Genomic DNA, 18,042 nt, shown 5'->3' with positions numbered 1-18,042 from the left:
TGAATGAGCCTATGCGCGTGGCTTGTTCGAACGGCAGGTATGTAATGACTGATTTTGAAAACGTAATTCCAACTTTGAATGAGGCTTTGAAGGCGAAAGGCTATGAAACGTTAACACCGGTTCAAGTTGAAGTGTCTCAACCCGAGTTTTTGGATCAAGACTTGCTTGTCTCCGCGCAAACAGGGTCTGGTAAAACTGTTGCCTTCGGTCTGGCGATTGCGCCGACGATTTTGGAAGAGAACGGTCGATTTGAACGCGCGGCGACGCCATTGGCTTTGGTCATTGCGCCGACGCGCGAATTGGCTTTGCAAGTGAAGCGTGAGTTCGATTGGCTATTTTCACCAGCGGGTGTTGTGGTTGCCTCAACGGTCGGCGGCATGGACTCACGTACAGAACGTCGTGCTTTAGAGCGTGGTGCGCATATTGTTGTCGCAACACCAGGCCGTCTACGCGATCACATCATGCGCAGGGCGATTGATCTATCGGCTTTGCGCGCGGTTGTTTTGGATGAAGCTGACGAGATGCTCGATATGGGTTTCTCTGAAGATCTGGAATATATTCTGGACGCAACACCAAGCGAGCGCCGCACCTTGATGTTCTCCGCGACTGTGCCGCGCGGTATTGCGAAACTAGCGCAGAAGTATCAACGCAAAGATACCAAGCGGGTTGAGACAATCGGCGAAGGGCCGCAGCACGCAGATATTACCTACCGCGCGATGACAGTCGCGCCCTCCGATACGGAAAACGCGATTATCAACACGTTGCGTTACTATGAAGCGCAGAACGCAATTGTTTTCGCCAACACCCGTGCAATGGTTGCACGTTTGACTGCGCGTTTTTCGAACCGAGGGTTTTCGGTTGTCTCGCTCTCGGGTGAGTTGTCCCAGAACGAGCGTACCCATGCACTCCAAGCGATGCGCGACGGGCGCGCGCGTGTTTGTGTAGCGACGGATGTGGCTGCGCGCGGAATTGACTTGCCCAACCTTGAATTGGTGATTCACGCAGACTTGCCATCTAATGGTGAAACGCTGCTGCACCGCTCTGGCCGGACGGGGCGTGCGGGTCGCAAAGGTATTTCTGCGCTAATCGTACCAGGCCGGCAGAAATCCAAAGCGGAGCGTTTGTTGCGTTTTGCAAAACTCACAGCCGAGTGGTCAAATGCACCCTCCGCCGATGACGTTAATGCGCGCGATGAAGAGCGCATGCTCAATGATCCGTCTTGGTCAGAGGCTTTGAGCGAAGATGAACAAAGCTTCGCGGGCAAGTTGCTTTCGCAGTATAAGCCAGAGCAGATCGCAGCGGCATTCTTGCGCCTGCACCGCTCCAAGCATTCAGCGCCTGAACAATTGGGCGAAGTGACCGACACACGCGGCAAGCGCGAACCGCGAGGGCAACGCGCGCCGCGTGATTTTGGGCCGAGCTCTTGGTTCTCACTGTCCTTGGGTCGCAAGCACAAGGCGGAGCCGCGTTGGTTGTTACCGATGCTCTGTCGTAATGGAAATATCTCTAAGGATGATATCGGTGCGATCCGCGTGCAGTATCAAGAGACATTCGTCGAAGTTCAGACCTCCGCCGTTGAGCGCATGAAGAAAGAGCTGGGCGACGACTTGGACCTTGAGCAGGGCGCAAAGCTGACCGAATTACCGGGCAAGCCCGATTTTGATGCTTCGCCAAATGGTCCGCCTGCGGACGGGCCTGCGCGTCCACACCGTAAAGGTCCGCGTGAGGATCGCCCACGGGGAGACACGCCTCGTTATGATAAGCCACATCATGATGGTCCTCGCGGCGACAAACCAAGGTATGATAAACCCCGCAGCGCCAAGCCAAAGTTCGACAAGCCCAAGGGCAAAGCGCCTTATAAAGCTGACAAGCCTGGTAAAAACGATCCGCGTCCGCCTAAGCACGCTGCGAAATCTGGCACGCCGAACAAATCCAAGCCTGTGCGCGCGCCTAGCGCTGTAGATACGGGCGCTGTTGCGCATAAAGCGGCGGTGCCTAAGCCCAAATCACGCAAAGGTGCGATGGATCCATCCAAGCCTATGGGCGATCGCAAAGCGCGGGCCAAAGCAGCGGCAGGCAAGCCTAAAAGCGGCGAGAGCAAGCCCTACAAGGTGAAAACGCGTGCCGGCAAAGGGCCTGAGGCGCGACCAATGCGTAAAGCCCCTCGTACGCGGTAGACTATTGTGGCAAAGTGGGCTTGCGGGGGCTTCTCCGCAGGCTTAGGTATTGGGGATGACACTGAATATCCCAAACTTACTGACGATCCTGCGTCTGCTTGCGGCACCCGGTGTGGCCGTGATGTTTCTTTATTTCACACGCCCCTACGCGGATTGGTTTGCGTTGTGTTTGTTCGTGTTGGCGGCGCTAACCGATTGGCTAGACGGCTATCTCGCGCGGACGTGGAAACAGGAAAGCAAACTTGGCGCGATGCTGGATCCGATTGCTGATAAAGCGATGGTGGTGATCGCGCTTATGGTGATCATCGGGTTTTCATCATGGTCGGCTTGGTTGGTGCTGCCTGCGACAATGATCTTGTTTCGCGAGGTTTTTGTGTCCGGCTTACGTGAATTCTTAGGGGACACTGCGGGAACCCTGAAAGTCACCAAACTGGCAAAATGGAAAACCACTGCGCAGATGATTGCGATCTCAGTTCTCTTTAGTCAGGGCGTGTTTGAACATTACCTCGGCATGTCCGCGTGGGGGATAGATCAAGCGATGTTCGAAGCAATCCTAAGTGGCGAAGAAGAAGATGTACTCGGCCTTGGTTGGAAATACCAAGGGATGATTTGGTCTGGCCGTGTGGGCTTGTGGCTTTTGTGGCTTGCTGCGTTCTTAACCTTGATCACAGGTTGGGATTATTTCTGCAAATCGCTGCCTCATTTGAAGGATGATGGGTAATGAATGTCCTTTATTTCGCATGGGTGCGCGAACGGATTGGTTTGCCGAAGGAACAGATTGAGACCTCGGCGGCAACTGTAATGGACTTGGTGGAAGAATTGCGCGCGCGCGAAGAACGCTACGCGTTGGCGTTCTCGGATCTTTCGGCCCTTCGTGTCGCTGTTGATCAAGATCTGAGCGATTTCGATGCTTCTCTTGAGGGCGTGCGCGAGATCGCATTTTTCCCTCCGATGACAGGCGGTTGAACACGTGAAGATCCTTGTCCAAGAAGCTGCGTTTGATGCGGGTGCTGAGCTAAACGACTTCACAAAAGCGCAATCCAGTATGGGTGCAGTTGTTAGTTTTACAGGGATCGTGCGCGATCTGGACGCGGGTCTGAAACAAATGGATATCGAGCACTATCCAGGCATGACCGAACGTGCTTTGGAAAAGATCGCAAGCGACGCGATGGGACGTTGGAACCTCGGTGATGTGCTGGTGATCCACCGTTTCGGCGCACTTAAACCCGAAGACGTCATCATGATGGTCGCCACAGCGTCCAAACATAGAAAAGTTGCGTTTGAAGCCGCTGATTTTCTGATGGATTTCCTCAAATCGCGCGCACCTTTCTGGAAGAAAGAACAAACCGGTGCGGCGCAGGATTGGGTCAGTTCAAAGCAAGAAGATGAAAACGCGCTCACCCGTTGGGAATAGATCAACCTAACGCTTCTCTGGTCGTAAAATACCTCGGGGCAGGCGCAGCTTGCTGAGACGTGGGCAGCGCCCAACCGTCACTGCGTTGGATGCACCCGCTCGATATAGGCGCGCAATTCTTCCGCTTCATGGCGCGCATCGCGGAGACCTTCCATTGCGGCGTTCAATTCGGCTTCCGTCTGCGAAATCTGGCTGGTCAATTCTGCTTCGCGTTGTTGAAGATAGGTAATCGCCTGATTGCGGCTCTCTTCGGCCTCATGCAGCTCTTGCGCCATGCGCTCCAACTCACCCACGTCGGATTTGGACACGCGCGTGAAACGATGGATGAGCCAGTTGGCGAACCATCCCATACAAAATGCGACGAATAAAATTATCGCTGTCGCGAAGATGAACTCAGTTCTGCTCATCGGTTGTCCCTTCTTCGCTTGCCTGCTCTGCAGCGTCTTGCGCAGTTTCCGCGGCTGCTTCAAGCGTTGTTATCACTTCTTCGGATGGCTCTGGTCGAATAAGTTTGAATTCAATACGACGATTTGCTTCGCGTCCAGCTTCTGTGCCGTTGTCGCCAATAGGGTTCTCTTCGCCATAGCCCTTCGCGACATAACGCGACGTCAGAATGCGACGCTTGCGTAGCGCATTCAGGATGGCTTGCGCACGTGTTTGGCTCAGCTCTTGGTTCATCACTTCGCGACCTTGGCTGTCCGTATATCCGCTGATTTCCATGCGCATATCGTCTGGGCACTTGATCAAGATTTCCGCCATATCATCAAGAATATTTTCAGCAGAGGCATCAAGATTGCCGGAGCCGGGTTCGAAAGCGATTTTGCGGCCAGATTGGATTTCTCTGACTTGCACTTCACATTCGTCCGCCGTGGGCAGGCCAAGAACTGGATCCAGCTTTTTCTTATACGTCACCTCGATTGAGAGATCTTTGGAATCGCCAAGCTTCTCCACAAGCAACCGCGTGATGTCCGACTTTGCGCTGGGGACTCCTGTATCGCCGAACACGCGCACTTTCTCAGGCGTTACTGTGACAGACCCATTTTTAAGCATTGAAAGCGTTTCAATTGCGGTCAGCGCGCGAACTGACCAATCGCGTGGCAGGGAATCGTCTATGCGTGACGCTGTATACACTTTGCCAGATCCAAACCGCGCTTTCGCGTAGCTATCTGCTGTGTCGCGGGCCAGTTCCGAGTTTACGCGCCCGCGCAATTGTACTTGGCCCTCTGGACTAAGTGTTGCGATGAACTCGGGTGGGCCTTGGCTTGCTTCTGGTATGACGGGAAGCACAGATTCAAGCGCGAAAACCTCGGGCAAACCTGTTTCCAATTCGCCCACAACACGATCAAATAGTGACTGATCCGTACCTTCATCTGCGACAAGTGTGATGTCTGCATCTGCGAATGTCACGGTCCCACCACCGAGTTCGCTGAGTTTGTCGATCGATAGCGCCGCAGCACGCGACCATTGCCTTGAGGGAACGCCAAGTCCCAAACGGCAATCAGGTTCAGCGCTCATTCCAGCGCGGCGTGCAGCTGCAAGAATGGTGTCACGCGCGACTTTGGTATCCGCACTACATGCGTCAAAACGTGTACCATCCGCGGCGATAATAAAGCGTAACGTAAACGGGCTAATCACCGGGCGCGGTGCGAAAATGTTGATCGCAAGGTTGACCTGCGATGATGCCGAGCGGATCAATGCCTGCTCAAACCTGCGTTTTTCCGCTTCGCTGTCAGACATCGCGGTGACAGACACGTTGCCCGCATCAATAGAAATCTTGGAGCGCGGAAGCAATCGGAGCGCTTTCATCCCCAATTCCATCGCAGCTGCCCAGCCTTCTGGGGTAGGGTATTTTGCGCTTTCAAGCAGATCACTAACTTGCTCGTTCGGGACAAGCTTTGCCACATCTTCGCGCATTGTCTCGCTTGAGTCAGTCTTGGGGATGAGGCCGATCAAAGAAATGCCACTGTCGTTGCGCAGGATTTCGATTGAGAAACGTGGCGGCGCAAAGGCTTCGCGATCTGCGACTTCAGTCTGATCAATTACCCGTGCTGCGTCCACAATGCTGCCAGCGGTGCTGACAGCTTTGAAACGCTCCGCTTCGTTGGGTGCGGTTCCAATCAAGAATACCTGCAAACCATTGGTGTCGGCATCCGCCCAGGTCAGGCTTTGGATGTCCAATTCGCGCAAAACAGCGGTTCTTGAAGTGTCCTCGATGACTGTGACTGCGAAGCCTGCTGCGACCAAACAGATCGCGCCGGCCCCAATAAATGTAGCCGCAACAGTGATGTATGAGGACAAACGCATTGGCTTCCAGACTATTCAATCCAATTGGGTGATACGCGCTGCGGCTTCAGGTTTCAATCAAAGCATTAACGCGATGGCGAAAAACAGCACAGGTAAAAGCCCTGCGTCGCGGTTCGAACGGAAAAGTGTGATCAATCCTTTTTGATCTGTCGGATTGAAATGGCGCAATTGCCAATGCAGATGCCATCCAAAGGCCCAGGTCCCACAAAGCGTCAAGATCAGCGCAAAGGGTGAGTGAGCTGCAACACTTTGCACAACGGCGAAGCAAAACAGGGTAAGGCTTGCGATAAGGAAGTACAGAAGCCACTGCGGCGTCGCGGCGCCAAACAAACGCGCGGTGCTTTTGATGCCAATCAGCGCATCATCTTCAGTGTCCTGATGCGCATAGATCGTGTCATAAAACAGCGTCCAGGCGATGCCAGCAGCATATAGAGTGAGAGCGGGCCAACCTAGTGATCCGCTATGTGCGGTCCACGCGAGCAACGCACCCCAATTGAACGCGAGGCCCAAGAAGACTTGTGGCCACCAAGTGAAGCGTTTGGCGAAGGGATAGACAAGCACGGGCAATAGCGACAAAACGCCAAGGCCGATCGCAGCCCAATTGAAGGTCAGCAAAACCCCAAGCGAAATAATGGTTTGCAGCGCCATCCAGATCAACGCTTGGCGCACTGTGACTTGTCCCGATGGAATGGGACGATTACGCGTTCGCTCGACCGCACCGTCATAGTTGCGATCTGTGATGTCATTCCACGTACAGCCCGCACCACGCATCAAGGTTGCGCCAATCGCGCAACCTATGAAGATCCACGCGTCAAACCAACAGGCGTTTCCAGACCAAAGCATTGCCAGCATCAACGCCCACCAACAGGGCAAAAGCAGCAACCAAGTGCCTATCGAGCGATCAAAACGGCTGAGGCGCAGGTAGGGACGCAGCCAGTTCGGCGCGGTAGTATCCACCCAATTGTCTTTGACTGCATCCGCAATCGTAACATCACCCTCTGGTTCTTGTGAGGCACCTTGCATATGTAGGGTTCCATGACAGCTAAAACTCGCCTTTTTGTAGACCAGCCCTTAGCTGAGGGAAACTGCGTTTCGGTGTCACAAGCCCAAGCGCATTATCTTTTCGGGGTGATGCGCCTTGCCGTTGGTGGCGCGGTGTCACTGTTTAATGGAAAAGACGGTGAATGGCGCGGCGAGATACTCCAAGCGGGCAAGCGCAAAGGTGTGCTGCGCTGCACGGTACAAACCAAGCCGCTGCAGATGCCCCCTGATCTATGGCTCTGCTTTGCGCCCATCAAAAAGACGCGCACGGATTTCATTGTTGAAAAAGCGGCTGAAATGGGGGTTGCAAAAATTTGTCCTGTGCAAACTGATTTCACCAATTCCGAGCGCATCAAACGAGAACGCTTGCAGGCCCACGCTGTAGAAGCGAGCGAGCAATGCGGCGGTACATTCGTGCCTGAGGTCTGCGCGTTAAAAAAACTGAGCGCGCTCTTGGATCATTGGCCAGAAGACCGCCAAATCATGTTCTGCGATGAGACGGAGTTGGGCGTCGCGAGTTCTCTCGCCGCTGCGAAAGCTGGGGCATGGGCGATTTTAATTGGCCCAGAAGGCGGTTTTTCCCCAACTGAGCGCGCGCGGTTACATGCGCATCCACAGGCGCATGTTGTTAGTCTGGGCCCGCGTATTTTGCGCGCGGATACTGCGGCGGTGGCAGCACTGACGTTGTGGCAATCGGCATTGGGAGACTGGGCACAATGACACTTGGTTTTAGAGGTTTGCGATGAGTTTCATACGCCCTGAAGCACGGGCCGTAATGTGGCGTTGGCGCGAAGTGATTGCGGGCGTCGTGTTTTCAAGTGTGGCTAGTTTTTGGGCGCTAAGCGCCTTTGGAATAATGCAAGCGCTTGCGTTCATCCTGCTAGCCTTGGCTGTGATCATGATCCTTGCAGGTATCCAACGCGGACGCTTTCGCGGGCTTGGTGGTGGGCAGGGCGTCGTGCAACTAATCGAGGGGCAAGTTACTTATTACGGGCCTTTGAATGGCGGCGCTGTTGCGATTTCGGAACTCGCCGCTCTTAGTCTTGATGGGCGTCATAAGCCGGCGCATTGGTTACTGGTGCCGGATCAAGGATCGACGCTCCAAATACCGGTCAGCGCGGAAGGCGCAGATGCGCTTTTTGATGCGTTTTCTGGTTTGGTCGGGCTGAAGACAGAGCATCTATTGCGCGTGAAACAAGCCGCAAAGCCGCAACTTCAAGTGGTTTGGCGCAGGGAGGACGTGCAGGCGATCATCAACACGTTTCACTAAAAAACACCCTCTCGGCCACTTCGCTCAATCAACTACACTTGCAACGCGCAGCCCGCCGATTTTTTCTTTTGAAATGCGTACGGCAATCCAAAGTGCAATCGCCCAACCTGAACTCACGGCCGCGCCAATGCCCAGCCAAACGCCCCACACATCCATGCCAATCACTCCGACCAAAAGCCAGACAAAGAACGCCACGCCAAAGCCTTGTCTATATAGGCTGATCCACAACGTGTAGACGGGTTTTTTGAGTGCTTGCAGCATTGAATTGATCGCGAACAGCATCATGTAAAGAGGGAACAGGAACCCATCGACACGCAGGTAACTTTGGCCAATTGGAATGACGCGGGCATCGTTGGTGAACAACCCTATCGCGAATGCACCGCCAAACCAAAGAACAGGGGCCGCGAGGGCGGTCATCAGAAATCCAAGTTTCCAGCAAAACCAGACCGCTTCGCGGACTCTTGCGTAATCTTGCGCGCCGTAGTTTTGGGCCGCAATGGGCAGTAAAGCACCCGTCATCCCAAGCACTGGCAAAAGTAAAATCTGCTCAATCCTCAAGGCAATACCATAGGCAGCAATCACCTCCTCGCCAAACCCTTTCAGTGCGTATTGCACCACAAAGCCAGAGACAAACATCACCATCATCGCAGTCGTCGTGGGTAGCATCTGCGCAAGGATATCTTTCACAATTGAACGCTCTAACCGCACATGGCGCAGCTCGACGCCTTCCATGATTTGCAAACGCGAGATGGTCCAAAGGATCCAGATCATCACACCTGTTTGACTTAGTATTGTAGCCAGCGCGATTCCATTGAACCCAAGGCCGCCGATCACCCCTGGAATGCCATAAATAAATAGTGGATTAAGCCCAATATTGGCGAGAAAGGCGACCATCTGACCACGCTGTAGCGTCACGCTATCACCGTGCGCTTGCAAAATACCATTGGCGGAAAATGCAAGGATGAAACCGGGCAGGGCGGCGATCAGCCAGTAGAAATATCCCGTAGCCGCATCGCGATATGCGCCGGGCTCTGAGATCAGCGCAATCGCGCGGGGTCCGAACCAAACCGCGAAGATTATGAGCACAATCGTTGCAATTGTTGCGAACGCTAGGCCTTGCACAGCGAGACGGCGCGCCATGCGATCATCTTTCGCGCCGCGCGCGTTGCCAACCAAAGCAGACATCGCAGATGACAGGCCAAACGCCACTGCAACCAGCACAAAGAATGCTTGGAAGCCGATCGCGAGACCTGCCTGCGCGTCGGTGCCGATCTGGCCAGCAAAATAGACGTCAACAACGTTGTAGAGCGTGGTGAACAACATGCCCAATGCTGCCGGAATAGCGAGCCTGCGGAAATGCCCCGCGATAGAGCCGGTTGTCAGATCGTAGTCGCGCGCTGCTGCCATGTGTCCGGTCCTAGTAGGTTACGTGTTCCTCTAAGTCCGCACTATGCAAGAATGTGTGCTCTGTAAAACTTTTACGCGAAGAAGCGCTAGACAACCTGCGGCAAACGATAAGCGGGAGGCGTGTTTCTGCTACGCCCAGAACAGACGACACCGTCGATCACAGTCATGCCAACACCGGGGAGGTTTCCAAGTTGAACGCTTTCCAGAATATTCTTACCGGGTGCGTGCTGTGCCTGATCCATCAGCACAAAGTCCGCGCACATTCCTTTTTCTATAAGGCCGGTATCGAGGTTGCGTTGTCGTGATGTGTTGCCATTGCCGAAGCAAAAGGCGATTTCGGCAGGAACATTGCCAAAGGCCGATAGCATGGCGATCATCCGTAAAATTCCGAGCGGTTGCACACCGGAGCCTGCGGGACCGTCCGTGCCGAGGATCACTTGATCCAGTTTACCCAACTCACGCGCCGTGTTCACAGTCAAAACCGCGGCGCGTTCATTTCCGTTATGCACAATCTCAAACGCCGCTTTGCAGCTTTCGCAGAGGCAAATGATCTGATCGTCGGGTAGGGCAGAATGCCCCCCATTGATATGTCCAATAACATCCGTACCGGTTTCCATCACCATATCCGCATCGATTAAACCAGAGCCGGGAATCGACGGCCCGCCTGTGTGGATCGTACTTTGTATGCCGTATTTACGCGCCCAGCCGACCATTTGTTGCGCGGTTTTACCGTCTTTAACGGTACCAAGGCCGACTTCGCCCAGCAAGGTTACGCCCGCATCTGCGAGGTCTTTAAAATCTTGCTCGACCATCCCATGCTCAATCACCGGCGCGCCTGCGTGGACTTTCATGCCGGAAGGGCGAAAGTTTTCGTACCAACGCTGCGCTGCGATGGCCATGGCTTTTAGGCCGACAACGTCCTTGGGACGCCCAGGCATATGAACTTCGCCCGCTGAAATTAGTGTCGTAACGCCGCCGTGCAGCGTGCTGTCGATCCAGTGGAGCTGCTGTTGGCGTGGGGTGTAATCGCCAATCACAGGGTGGATATGGCTATCGATCAAACCCGGTGCCAGCGTGACGCCATTCGCGTCGATCACCGTGTTTGCGCCCTCTAGGTTCATGTCGGCCTCGCGACCCCACTCCGCAATTTTGCTAGCGTAGGCGATGATGCAATCAGCCTCGTAGATGGGCGCTTCCATCTTGCCCGATAGCATCAGGCCGATGTTGCGAATGACAAGTTTCTGTGGGGCATCTGACATGATTGTTCCTTTCGAGTTCATTTGAACGCTAACAGATGCGGTGCTTCGATCAAGAGGGGGCAGGAAAGGATTTGACAGAATCCTCGTTGCAATATTCTATTCGTATACAAACAAGTTTTGAGGGCTGTTTTGGAATATCTAACACCTATGTCACTAGACGATGCGCTTGCCGCTTTGGACGCGAGCGAACTCAGCATTATTGCGGGCGGTACGGATTGGTATCCGGCTCAGGGCGAACGTCCGATCGAGTGCGATATTCTGGACGTGACGCGGATTACGGCTCTGCGCGGCATTTTGAAAACCAAAGACGGCTGGCGCATCGGCGCGGCCAGCACATGGAGCGATGTGATCGCAACCAACTTGCCCACAGCTTTCGATGGGTTGAAAGCTGCTGCGCGGGACGTTGGCTCAGTGCAAATCCAAAATGCAGGAACGATTGCGGGAAACCTCTGCAACGCGTCCCCTGCCGCGGATGGAGTGCCGCCTTTGCTTGCGCTCAATGCGTCAGTTGAAATTTGCAGCACGGAAGGGTGCCGCGTTGTGCCTTTGGACTCCTTCATTACTGGCGTGCGGCACGTGGCTTTGGATCAGGGCGAAATGGTGACTGCAGTGATAGTCCCAGAAACTTCGGCAGCACTCAAAAGTGCTTTCGTGAAATTGGGCGCGCGCAAATATTTGGTAATTTCCATCGCTATGGTTGCGGTGGCATTCGCGTTGCGCGACGGCGTCTTGAGTGATGTACGGATTGCTGTTGGATCTTGCTCGCCTGTGGCAAAGAGACTCTCAGCACTCGAGGCAGCTTTGGAAAATCAAACATTCACGCAAACCGACGCGATACTTGCGGAGGCGGATCTTTCTGCCTTAGCGCCTATCGATGACGTGCGCGGATCTAAAGAGTATCGCGTCGATGTAGTTGCCACTTTAATCGCGCAAGCCCTGCGGGAGGCAAGCCATGGATAAGCGAAGCGAGGGTGAGCTGATCGGATTTACTTTGAACGGTGAGGCCGTTCAAAGTGCGGCACATGGCAGCGCGCGGCTGAGCGCGGTTTTGCGTGAAGAGTTAAACGCTAAAGACGTCAAAGTTGGCTGTAACGCGGGCGATTGTGGGGCCTGCACGGTTTTGATTGATGGGTTGCCTGTATGTGCCTGCCTGACGTCGACGGCTCAAGCCAAGGGCCGCGATGTCCAAACACTGCGCGGCGTGGCACCGGATACTCTCGGGCGTTTGCAACAGAGCTTCACTGCGCACCAAGCTGCGCAATGCGGGATTTGTACGCCGGGTATGATTGTCAGCGCTGCGGCCTTGTTGCGAGACGTGCCCAGCCCCAACGTCGCACAGGTTCAAGATGCTTTGGGTGGCGTGTTGTGTCGCTGCACGGGGTATCGTAAAATTATTGATGCGGTTGTTGCGGTTGGTGCTGGTATTCCTGAGGTTGGCGTTAGGGGGGCTGTCGGTGAAAGCATCGCGCGTATCGACGGACAAACCAAGGTCGATGGATCAGAGCGTTTTGGCGATGATGTTGCGCCAGAAGGGGCTTTGGTGGCGCTTGTGGTCCGTTCACCTTATCCGCACGCAACGTTTGAGTTTGGTGATCTCGGAGTTGTGCGCAAGATTGACGGGATCGAAGCGGTCCTAAGCGCAAAAGATATCCCTGGCGACAACTTATTCGGTACAATTCCAGGCTTCATTGACCAACCTGTCTTTGCCGAAACCCAGACGCGTTTCGAAGGCGAAGCCGTGGCCGTGGTAATAGGGGAGGCGGATACGATTGCGGCGTACAGGATCGGTGATTTTCCAGTGACATGGACGCAATTATCTGCTGTCCAAGACGTCATAGAGGCGCAAGCGAATGAAGCGCCGCAGCTTCACACGGGCCATGAGAACAACGTTATGTGCGGTGGTTTCGTTGCCCATGGTGATGTGGATGCGGGGCTTGCTGAGGCGGATATCGTTTTGAGTGGGAGCTTTGAGACATCCTTTGTCGAGCACGCCTATATCGAACCCGAAGCAGGTTATGCGGAAAGGGTTGAGGGCCGTCTGCACCTACATATCTGCACCCAAAGCCCTGTGATGAACCAAGAGGCGCTCGCCAACATTCTTGCTCTCGACGAAGAGGATATCCGCATCGTTCCTACCGCTGTTGGCGGTGGCTTTGGCTCCAAGCTGGATCTGACAGTACATCCCTATGTTTGCCTTGGTGCAATGGTGACGGGGCGTCCCGTGCGGATGTGTTATTCGCGTGTGGAGAGCATGGAGACGTCAACCAAACGCCATCCCGGGCGGATGGAGATCAAAGGCGGAGTGCGCCATGATGGCACGCTGACGGGTTTGCGTTTTGTTGGGGATTTCAACACGGGTGCTTATGCCAGCTGGGGTCCGACAGTTGCCAATCGCGTACCGCTGCATGCTTCAGGCCCCTACAGGATACCCAACTATCGCGCCCAGTCGAAAGGAATTTACACCCATTGCCCGCCCTCAGGCGCATTTCGTGGTTTTGGGGTCCCCCAATCGGCCATCGCACAAGAGAGCCTGTTCGAGGAACTTGCCGCAGCCGTCGGCATGGATGCGCTAGAGTTCCGCATACTAAACGCGCTTGATAACGGTGTGCCAACGGTGTCTGGCCAAGTGTTCGAACAAGGGGTTGGCGTAAAGGCCTGCCTTGAAGCGCTGCGCCCTGCTTGGGAAAGCGGCAAAGCAGCGTGTGCTCAGTTTAACGCAAGAAGCACTTATCTAAAGCGCGGCGTGGGGATCGCGGCGGGCTGGTATGGCTGCGGGAATACCTCCATGGCGAACCCGTCGACGATCAAATGCGGACTACGCGCAGATGGCACGTTGGTCTTGCATCAGGGTGCGGTTGATATCGGCCAAGGCTCCAATACAGTGATTTCACAGATCTTTGCGCAAGCGTTTGGCGTTGCGGTGGATCAAGTCGCGTTAGTCGGGGCAGATACTGACATCACTCCCGATGCTGGCAAAACATCCGCCTCGCGCCAGACGTTTGTCACTGGCAATGCAGCGAAACTGTCAGGTGAAAGTCTGCGTCGCCAAGTACTGACTTTGGTGAACGCAGCTGAGGATGCCCAGATTGTGCTGGGGGATGGCAGCATCGAAATGAGCGGTTCGCACAGGATTGAACTGTCCCGCATGGATGTGGGCGAGGACGGTTATGTGATGCGCGCAGTAGCGAGTTATGATCCGCCTACAGAACCGCTCGATGAGAATGGCCAAGGCGTGCCTTATGCGCAGTTTGGCTATGCCGCGCATCTCGCGGTGGTCGAAGTGAATACCAAGCTTGGCACGATCAACCCCATCAAAATCGTGGCTGCGCATGATGTGGGCCAAGCGATCAATCCGTTGCTTGTTGAAGGACAGGTTCAAGGCGGTGTTGCGCAAGGGCTTGGCATGGCGTTGATGGAAGAATTTATCCCGGGTCGCACTGACAATTTGCATGACTATCTGATCCCGACGATTGGCGATGTTCCCCCGATTGAGACGTTGATTGTCGAAGAGCCGGACGCGCATGGCCCCTTCGGTGCCAAAGGTCTAGGGGAGCACGCTTTAATTCCGACAGCACCGGCCATATTGAACGCCGTGCACAATGCAACAGGGGTGCGCTTGCGCCATGTTCCCGCATTGCCGCACCGCGTGCGCGCTGCTTTGAAGGAGGCTGGGTATGATTGAAACGGCACGCGTGAAACCCGAGAAAATCCGCTGTGATGCTTGCCCCGTGATGTGTTTCATCGCCGAAGGAAAAGCTGGGGCCTGTGATCGCTATGCAAATCATGCAGGTGAATTGGTGCGCCTCGATCCTTTAACAGTGATCGAGCGTGGCGCGCCTGCGGTGGCTTTTCTTGATCAAGGGGAGAACGCGCAGGATTGGGATGGTGACATCCTTCAAGGCAAGCGCACGTTTGTGACGGCTGTCGGCGCGGGCACAACCTATCCAGATTATAAACCTGCGCCCTTTATCGTCAGCCAAGAGGTCGATGGCGCGGACATGGTGACGGTTGTAACCGAAGGAATCTATTCCTACTGCGGCGTGAAAGTGAAAATCGATACGGATCGCTTCATCGGCCATGAACGCGCGGTTGTTCGGGTCAAAGGCGAGGCGATTGGCCATGTGATGACGTCTGAATATGGCTCCAAAATGCTGTCGCTTGGTGGAGTTGAACACCTCACAGGGAGCACCAAAGCGGAAGGACGTGTGACCTGTGATGCGCTGATGAACCTATGCAATCGCGAAGCGGTGACGCTGCAAGTTGATGACGGCGCGGAGGTCGTCGTGCAGGCGGGCCACGCGCCGATCATCAACGATGTGCGTGAAAAACTGATGCGCGTTGGCTGTGGATCCGCCGCAATTGGGATGTTCGCCAAACAATGGGAGCCACATGTGGACGAAGTGATCGTTGTCGATGATCACATCACTGGCGTGTTGACGGAACATGAAGCAGGCAAGCAACTTGATATGCGTCCCTCCGGCATCAAGATCCAAGGGCGTCGCTCTACCCCCGGCCGGTATTTTCAAGTTGCCGAGCCGGGCACAGGGTGGGGTGGCACAGATGTGGAAGATCCGCTGACCATTCTGAAACCTGCGGATGCAAAAAAGGCTTGGGCGGGACTACGCCTTTTAATGGTCTCCACTACAGGGGAGCAATGGGCCTATTACGAGCTGGATGAGGATCTCGTGCCCCAGCCTGCCGAAATTTCTGAGACGCTTCGCATCAGCGCGGATCGGATTGCGGAAAACTGTGAGCCTTCCTTGTGTTCCGTGCTCTTTATGGGTGGTGCAGGGGGGTCTTTGCGCGCGGGGGTCACGGAAAACCCTGTACGTCTGACGCGATCTGTGAAGGATGCGTTGACCTATGTGTCATGCGGCGGCGCAGAGGCCTATGTTTGGCCAGGAGGCGGGATCACTGTGATGGTGGATGTCATGGAAATGCCGACGAACTCCTTCGGTTATGTGCCGACACCTGCCTTGGTCGCTCCAATCGAATTTACCATGCGGCGCGAAGATTACGACGCGTTGGGAGGGCATATGGAGCACATCAAAGATGTAAGCTCAGTGCTTACGTCTGAGGTGCGTAAAGTTGAGCCAGTCGCAACGCAACCCGACCCCCATCAAGCGCAACGCAACAAGCGCGAAGGGCGCGGATGATGCAGGTGCAAGGTGCTTTGCTATCAAGGGGTCGTCTGCATTTGCAGCACGGGCCGATTGATCTGGTGATTGGTGTAGATGGCGCACGCGATATTGCTTTTGATGGGGCAGAAACTCGTTTGAACACTGTGTTGGCAGAGCTGATGAACGAGATTGATCTTTTGCGGTTGTGCGATGGGCCAGCGCCGAAAGGGGCGGTTGCGCGCAAGATGTGGGAGGCGGCGCAAGCGCATGAAGGCTTTGTGACGCCTATGGCAGGTGTCGCTGGCGCGGTCGCGGAGACGGTTTTAGACGCAATGCTACATACTGCCGATGTAAAGCGCGCTTATGTGAATAACGGTGGCGACATTGCGCTGCATCTGTCTGGTGATGCTACGTTTAACGTTGCGATGGCAGGCCTTGGTGGCGCGGCGCTTGGCAAGATTACCCTCGATGCGCAAAGCAAAGTGCGCGGCATCGCGACAAGCGGGCAGGGAGGACGAAGTCTTTCGTTTGGGATTGCGGAGAGCGTGACGGTTTTGGCTGAAACCGCAAGCGTGGCGGATGTGGCGGCCACTTTGATCGCTGGCGCTGTCGATCTTTCGAACCATCGGTCAATACGTCGCGTATCCGCGCAGGATATTCGAGAGGATGCAGATCTTGGATCCCGCGAAGTTGTTGTGAGCGTTGGAGAATTGAATGTGCAAGAGATCGATCGGGCTTTGCAAAATGGCGTCCAACGCGCGCGACACATGCAAAGCCAAGGTCTTATCCAAGCGGCAAGCTTGCATTTGCGCGGGCAAAGTAGACAAATAGAGTTGAACTCAGAAAAGGTGCTGGAACATGCCTGACGTCGTCGTGCGCAAGATCGCAACGGTCATTGAAGAAGTCTTTCACGAAGGCGGTCCGCGCGCCAATACTCCGCAAAAACGCGGCGCTGTTGTTGCGGTGATCGCCAATCCCTATGCAGGAGAATATGTCGAAGATATTCAACCCTTTATGGAGGATCTGAAGCCGCTTGGCCTTGAGATGGCGCAAAAGTTGATTGATGCGCTGGGTGGTGATGCGTCTGTGATCGAAGGGTATGGTAAAGGCTCTATCATCGGCACCGCGGGCGAGTTGGAACATGGTGCGCTTTGGCATGCGCCTGGGGGCTATGCGATGCGTGAGCTTTTGGGTGATGCGAAGGCGATTGTGCCCTCCACGAAGAAAGTGGGTGCTGCGGGCGTGCGTCTTGATGTGCCGATCACGCATATCAATGCCTCCTACGTGCGTGGGCATTTCGATGCCATGGAAGTTGGAATGAACGACGCGCCGCGTGCCAATGAATTGGCCTTTGTTTTGGTGATGAGCACGGGTGCACGCGTACATGACCGCGCAGGGGGTCTCGCTGCTAAAGATATTAAAGGGGAGGATGGTCTACGATGAGTGCAGATATTCGCAAGATCGCCGTTTGGGTCGAGGAAACACACCAAGAAGCAGGGCGTGCCGTCGCGCCCGCGACTCGCAAAGCGGTAGCTGTCGCAGTTATCGCGAACCCGTTTGCGGGGGAATACGTTGAGGATCTTTCGCCTTTGATGGAGATTGGCGCAGAGCTTGGTGAAACGTTGGGAAAACGGTGTGTCAAAGCGCTGGGCATCACACCGGATCAAGCGGAAAGCTACGGCAAAGCTGCGATGGTTGGTGATAACGGCGAGTTAGAACACGCGGCGGCGTTACTGCACCCGAAAATGGGTGCCCCGTTACGCAATGAAGTAGAAAAAGGTGCGGCCTTGGTGCCGTCTTCAAAGAAAATGGGCGGACCAGGGCAGGACTTGGATGTGCCGCTGGGCCATAAAGATGCCGCCTATGTGCGTTCCCACTTCGATGGCGTCGAAGTGCGTTTGAATGATGCGCCGCGTGCGAATGAGATTTTAGTGGCTATTGCGGTGACAGATAGTGGACGTCCACTGCCCCGTGTTGGCGGTCTTACGCATAGCGATGCGATTGGTAAAGACGGGCTGCGGTGATACCTTTTTATAAGAAAATCACTCTC

At 54.9% G+C, this 18,042-nt stretch carries 17 protein-coding genes; 12 read left to right on the top strand and 5 right to left on the bottom strand.

The features are described 5' to 3' along the window. Positions 1-44: 44 nt before the first annotated feature. The 4 genes from QZ280_RS02245 to QZ280_RS02230 are packed head-to-tail and all read left to right on the top strand — an operon-like array spanning position 45 to position 3,591. On the top strand, positions 45-2,177 hold the full coding sequence (locus tag QZ280_RS02245; protein ID WP_293440680.1) for a DEAD/DEAH box helicase: 2,133 nt from the start codon (positions 45-47) through the stop codon (positions 2,175-2,177). A 55-nt stretch (positions 2,178-2,232) separates the two neighbouring features. Further along, positions 2,233-2,898: a CDP-diacylglycerol--glycerol-3-phosphate 3-phosphatidyltransferase gene (gene pgsA, locus QZ280_RS02240; RefSeq protein ID WP_293440678.1), complete on the top strand. Its 666-nt coding sequence runs from the start codon at positions 2,233-2,235 to the stop codon at positions 2,896-2,898. Next, positions 2,898-3,143 (top strand): molybdopterin converting factor subunit 1, encoded by a 246-nt coding sequence (moaD, locus tag QZ280_RS02235; protein WP_293440677.1) that lies wholly within the window; start codon positions 2,898-2,900, stop codon positions 3,141-3,143. The genes pgsA and moaD overlap by 1 nt, the downstream gene beginning before the upstream one ends. Before the next feature lie 4 nt (positions 3,144-3,147). Continuing rightward, on the top strand, positions 3,148-3,591 hold the full coding sequence (locus tag QZ280_RS02230; protein WP_293440676.1) for a molybdenum cofactor biosynthesis protein MoaE: 444 nt from the start codon (positions 3,148-3,150) through the stop codon (positions 3,589-3,591). Between the two features lie 77 nt (positions 3,592-3,668). Here the strand turns inward: QZ280_RS02230 and QZ280_RS02225 are convergent, their stop codons facing one another. The 3 genes from QZ280_RS02225 to ubiA are packed head-to-tail and all read right to left on the bottom strand — an operon-like array spanning position 3,669 to position 6,918. Beyond that, positions 3,669-3,998 (bottom strand): hypothetical protein, encoded by a 330-nt coding sequence (locus QZ280_RS02225; protein ID WP_293440674.1) that lies wholly within the window; start codon positions 3,996-3,998, stop codon positions 3,669-3,671. Next, the gene (locus QZ280_RS02220; protein ID WP_293440673.1) at positions 3,985-5,895 is read right to left on the bottom strand and encodes an OmpA family protein; all 1,911 of its coding nucleotides are present in this window, start codon (positions 5,893-5,895) and stop codon (positions 3,985-3,987) included. The genes QZ280_RS02225 and QZ280_RS02220 overlap by 14 nt, the downstream gene beginning before the upstream one ends. 57 nt (positions 5,896-5,952) lie before the next feature. Further along, positions 5,953-6,918 carry a 4-hydroxybenzoate octaprenyltransferase gene (gene ubiA / locus QZ280_RS02215; RefSeq protein ID WP_293440672.1) on the bottom strand — a complete coding sequence of 322 codons (966 nt, stop codon included), beginning with the start codon at positions 6,916-6,918 and terminating at the stop codon, positions 5,953-5,955. Between the two features lie 12 nt (positions 6,919-6,930). Here ubiA and QZ280_RS02210 point away from each other — a divergent pair, with 12 nt between their 5' ends. Both QZ280_RS02210 and QZ280_RS02205 read left to right on the top strand, forming a co-directional pair. Continuing rightward, positions 6,931-7,656 carry a 16S rRNA (uracil(1498)-N(3))-methyltransferase gene (locus QZ280_RS02210; protein WP_293440671.1) on the top strand — a complete coding sequence of 242 codons (726 nt, stop codon included), beginning with the start codon at positions 6,931-6,933 and terminating at the stop codon, positions 7,654-7,656. 22 nt (positions 7,657-7,678) lie between these two features. Then, on the top strand, positions 7,679-8,206 hold the full coding sequence (locus tag QZ280_RS02205; RefSeq protein ID WP_293440670.1) for a hypothetical protein: 528 nt from the start codon (positions 7,679-7,681) through the stop codon (positions 8,204-8,206). A 24-nt stretch (positions 8,207-8,230) separates the two neighbouring features. Here QZ280_RS02205 and QZ280_RS02200 read toward each other — a convergent pair whose 3' ends face one another. After that, the gene (locus tag QZ280_RS02200; RefSeq protein ID WP_293440669.1) at positions 8,231-9,613 is read right to left on the bottom strand and encodes an MATE family efflux transporter; all 1,383 of its coding nucleotides are present in this window, start codon (positions 9,611-9,613) and stop codon (positions 8,231-8,233) included. An 86-nt stretch (positions 9,614-9,699) separates the two neighbouring features. Then, entirely contained in the window at positions 9,700-10,872 is a 1,173-nt protein-coding gene (locus tag QZ280_RS02195) for an amidohydrolase family protein (protein ID WP_293440667.1), read from the bottom strand. 129 nt (positions 10,873-11,001) lie between these two features. Here QZ280_RS02195 and QZ280_RS02190 point away from each other — a divergent pair, with 129 nt between their 5' ends. The 6 genes from QZ280_RS02190 to QZ280_RS02165 are packed head-to-tail and all read left to right on the top strand — an operon-like array spanning position 11,002 to position 18,016. Then, entirely contained in the window at positions 11,002-11,832 is an 831-nt protein-coding gene (locus QZ280_RS02190) for an FAD binding domain-containing protein (RefSeq protein ID WP_293440665.1), read from the top strand. Next, a complete protein-coding gene (locus tag QZ280_RS02185) occupies positions 11,825-14,554 on the top strand; it encodes a molybdopterin cofactor-binding domain-containing protein (protein WP_293440664.1) in 2,730 nt (909 codons plus the stop codon). The genes QZ280_RS02190 and QZ280_RS02185 overlap by 8 nt, the downstream gene beginning before the upstream one ends. After that, positions 14,547-16,028 carry a 6-hydroxynicotinate reductase gene (locus tag QZ280_RS02180; protein ID WP_293440663.1) on the top strand — a complete coding sequence of 494 codons (1,482 nt, stop codon included), beginning with the start codon at positions 14,547-14,549 and terminating at the stop codon, positions 16,026-16,028. The genes QZ280_RS02185 and QZ280_RS02180 overlap by 8 nt, the downstream gene beginning before the upstream one ends. Further along, the gene (locus QZ280_RS02175; protein ID WP_365734067.1) at positions 16,025-16,858 is read left to right on the top strand and encodes a UPF0280 family protein; all 834 of its coding nucleotides are present in this window, start codon (positions 16,025-16,027) and stop codon (positions 16,856-16,858) included. Before QZ280_RS02180 ends, QZ280_RS02175 begins: the two co-directional genes overlap by 4 nt. Continuing rightward, the gene (locus tag QZ280_RS02170) at positions 16,851-17,435 is read left to right on the top strand and encodes an amino acid synthesis family protein (RefSeq protein WP_293440662.1); all 585 of its coding nucleotides are present in this window, start codon (positions 16,851-16,853) and stop codon (positions 17,433-17,435) included. Before QZ280_RS02175 ends, QZ280_RS02170 begins: the two co-directional genes overlap by 8 nt. Beyond that, on the top strand, positions 17,432-18,016 hold the full coding sequence (locus tag QZ280_RS02165) for an amino acid synthesis family protein (protein ID WP_293440661.1): 585 nt from the start codon (positions 17,432-17,434) through the stop codon (positions 18,014-18,016). Before QZ280_RS02170 ends, QZ280_RS02165 begins: the two co-directional genes overlap by 4 nt. The last annotated feature ends 26 nt before the right edge of the window (positions 18,017-18,042 follow it).

Origin of the sequence: Planktotalea sp. (assembly GCF_018607995.1) — a bacterium.
Classification (GTDB): Bacteria; Pseudomonadota; Alphaproteobacteria; order Rhodobacterales; family Rhodobacteraceae; genus Planktotalea.
Note: the sequence above shows the minus strand (reverse complement) of the source record. Positions and strands in the feature narration are given on the sequence as shown.